3 protein-coding genes are annotated in these 3384 nt (G+C 56.8%); 1 reads left to right on the forward strand and 2 read right to left on the reverse strand.

Annotated elements, in window-relative coordinates; all coding sequences use genetic code 11:
- Window positions 1-143: 143 nt before the first annotated feature.
- Window positions 144-1475, reverse strand: coding sequence for a S41 family peptidase (locus tag V6C16_RS09710; RefSeq protein ID WP_333536909.1), 1332 nt, complete (start codon window positions 1473-1475; stop codon window positions 144-146).
- 545 nt (window positions 1476-2020) lie between these two features.
- On the reverse strand, window positions 2021-2524 hold the full coding sequence (locus V6C16_RS09715; RefSeq protein WP_333536908.1) for a rubrerythrin family protein: 504 nt from the start codon (window positions 2522-2524) through the stop codon (window positions 2021-2023).
- Window positions 2525-2945: 421 nt separating this feature from the next.
- Here V6C16_RS09715 and V6C16_RS09720 point away from each other — a divergent pair.
- Window positions 2946-3384, forward strand: a 439-nt coding sequence (locus tag V6C16_RS09720; protein WP_333543095.1) for a cupin domain-containing protein, incomplete at its 3' end; no start/stop codon positions are given.

Genomic DNA, 3384 nt, shown 5'->3' on the forward strand with positions numbered 1-3384 from the left:
AAGGCTGGCCGCCAGCCAGAGGCTGCCGCCCAGGGCCATGCGCCATGACGCGGAAAGCCTCCCGCCCGGCCACAAACGACCGGACAGGAGGCTTTTATTATGCTTTTTATCGGACATACGCCACTAAATTGTGCGTCAGGGCGTCACTGAGCCTTGATTTCCCGCATTTTGGGCAGGCTTTTGACCATCTGAAGGCCCATGCGCAACTGGTTGTCGCGCGCAAGCTGTTCCTGGGCGTCATTGGCCGTGCTTTTGCCCTTGGGAGCCTTTTTGTCGTTCTTGGTTTCAAGGTGACGGTTCAGGTCCTGCTCGCGCAGGAGCATACGCGGATTGTCCTTGTCGTCGGAACGCGGCGCTTCAAAGGGTATTTCAAGGTCGGGCACGATGCCTTCGGCCTGAATGGAACTGCCGTTGGGCGTGTAGTAGAGGGCCACCGTGAGCTTGAGCCCGGAGCCGTCGGAAAGGGGAATAATGTTCTGCACAGAACCCTTACCGAATGAGCGTTCGCCCAGGATGAGGGCGCGCTTCTGGTCGCGCAGCGCACCGGCCACGATTTCAGATGCCGAGGCGGAACCGGCGTTGATCAGAACAACCATGGGGACGCGCACATCGTCGTTCTGTTTTTTGGCGGAATACACACGTTCCGTGTTTTCGCGGCGGCCCTTGATGGAAACGATGGTGCCTTTTTCAAGAAAGGCGTCAGCCACGCTGACGGCCTGGTCAAGCAGCCCGCCGGGGTTGTTGCGCAGATCAAGCACAATGCCCTTGATGCCGCCGTTGGCCTTGCTTTCTTTTTCCGCAGCCTTGAGCGCTTCTTTCAGTTCATCGGTGGTGCGTTCGGAAAAGCGCGTGAGGCGTATCCAGTAGTAGCCGTCCTCAAGTTTTTTGGACTTGACGCTGATGAGGGGGATGGCATCGCGCGTGATGCGCACGGTCTGCGGGTTTTTTGAGTCGTGGTGCAGGATGACCAGTTCCACCTCAGAACCCTTGGGGCCGCGGATGCGCGACACCACTTCCTGAAGCGACAGTTCCTGTGCGGGCTGGCCGTTGATGGACAGGATTATGTCGCCCGGCTGCAGACCTGCGCGGAAGGCCGGGGTGTCTTCAATGGGCGTCACCACGGTGATCTGGCCGTTTTCCTGTGAAATTTCTATGCCCACGCCAAAGAATTCGCCGGAGGTCGTCTCCTGCATTTCTTTGTATTCGTCTGTGCTCATGAAGGTGGAGTGGGGGTCAAGCCCCTGCAGCATGCCTTTGACGGCCCCGTTGATGAGGTCGCCCTGGGTCACGTCGCGTACGTAGTAGCGTTCAACCAGATCAAGCACCTGGCTGAAGCGTTTGAGGGCATCGAATTTATTGGGAGCTTCCTTGGCAGGCTCTTTTGCATCGGCGGCATAGGATGTGCCGGGAAAAGCTGTGGCAACGCCAATGAGCAGAAGGAAGGCAAACATGTGTGAACGGAAAAGAAGACGCATACAGACGTTCTCCAGGCATACAAAATGAACGTAAAAGTACGTTGCGATTTTGCCGCAACGCGGAAAAGAAGCGCCGCCCGGTCGGAAGGCCGGTCCGGCGTACATCAATTCATAATGAACTGTTTTAAGGTAAAAGGCAAATCAAAAGGCAGACGGTTCGGTATGTGACCGTATTTTTTGTAAAAATAAAAACAAAAAATTCGGATCGCCCAGGATGCGCCCGCAGACGGCCCAAGCCTTCGGTCATGGTTCGTCAGTTATCAGTGCAGGAAAATAAGTATACAACGATTTGAATATATAAGCTTTTTATTTTTTGTGCCAGAGGCGCAAACAGGGCGGCAGCATCAATGTCCGCACGCATGGCACGAGAAAGGCCGGGAACAGGCGGTTTCAGAAAAGGCAAAATGTGTGCCGTATAAAAACAGGGGGCTGCCGTGTGGCGGCAGCCCCCGAGCCGAAAGGCTCCTCCAACCATCATCCATCCAGAGCCGTGCGGTCAGCAGGGCCGGAGTTTCGGGCAGCCGGACAGGCCGCCGACAACATCCTTACTTGCAGCATTCGCTGGCATTGAAAAATGCTGCGGTACCGGCGCCGCACACGGGGCAGTCGTCGCAGGGGCCTTCGTGGGTGTAGCCGCATACCTTACAGATGTAGTAGTCGGTCTCGGGCAGGCCGGCAGGGTTTTCCAGAGCTTTTTTGTACAGGTTGGCGTGCACTTCTTCCACACTGTTCACAAAGTCGAAGTATTTGGCAATGGCGGTCTTGCCTTCCGCTTCGGCGTCCTTGATCATTTCGGGGTACATCTTGGTGAATTCGTAGGTTTCACCTTCAATGGCGGACTTGAGGTTGGCCGTGGTGTCGCCGATCTTGCCCGCATTGCGCAGGTGAGCGTGGGCGTGGATGGTTTCGGCGGCGGCAGCGGCGCGGAAAAGCTTGGCGACCTGGGTCATGCCTTCCTTGTCAGCCACCTGGGCGAAGGCAAGGTATTTGCGGTTGGCCTGGGATTCGCCGGCAAAGGCCGTCATGAGATTTTCTTGCGTTTTGTCCATTTCTTAACTCCTTTTATGTAAACATGTTGCTTTTTTCTATCAAGAACAATTCCTATTTAAACAATCTCACGCTGATTGTAAAGCTTTTTTACAGCCAACTCGGCAAAGCATCTCGTGTTAAAGATACTATATCATTTTTTTCAGTATGTTGCCATAGAAAGTAGTTCAATGCCCCTTTGGCTGCACGCGATGGCAGCGGCGGCCTGTTTGTGCCAGTCGTCGGCAGCGGTTTTTTGACCGTTAAGCCGTAACCTGGAGTGAGGAGGCACTTTGCGCACGCCGGGGAAAGCCGCATGACGGCGGCGCAACGCGCGGGAATGCGCAGGGCATTTCTGCCGGGCAACACCGCCGCAGGGCTGTGGCAGGCGCACCCTCGCACTAAGCCCTTCCCTAAGAAAGCCTCAGCGGCTACACTGGCGGCATGGACCCCCAGAATATCATTGATCATCTTGGCCTCGCTCCGCATCCGGAAGGCGGTTATTATCGCCGCACGTACTGTAGCGGCCACACCTTTGCCGCACAGGATATGCCCTGCGGTTTTGACCGGCCCCGGCCCGTATCCACCGCCATTCTTTTTTTATTGCGGGCAGGGCAGTATTCGCGTCTGCACCGCATACGGCAGGACGAACTCTGGCACTTTCATCTGGGCGGCCCCCTGCGTCTGGCGTGGATAGACCGGGAGGGACGTTCGCACGAGACGCTTGTCGGCCCGGATATCCTGAACGGTCAGGCATTGCAGTGGGCCGTGCCGGGCGGTTGCTGGTTCGGCGCGACGCCCGCGCCGGGATCGGCGTATTCGCTGGTGGGCTGCACCGTGGCCCCCGGTTTTGACTTCAGCGATTTGTGCCTGGGCAGCCGCA

The organism is Desulfovibrio sp. 1188_IL3213 (genome assembly GCF_036763145.1).
In the GTDB taxonomy this organism is placed as follows: Bacteria; Desulfobacterota; Desulfovibrionia; order Desulfovibrionales; family Desulfovibrionaceae; genus Desulfovibrio.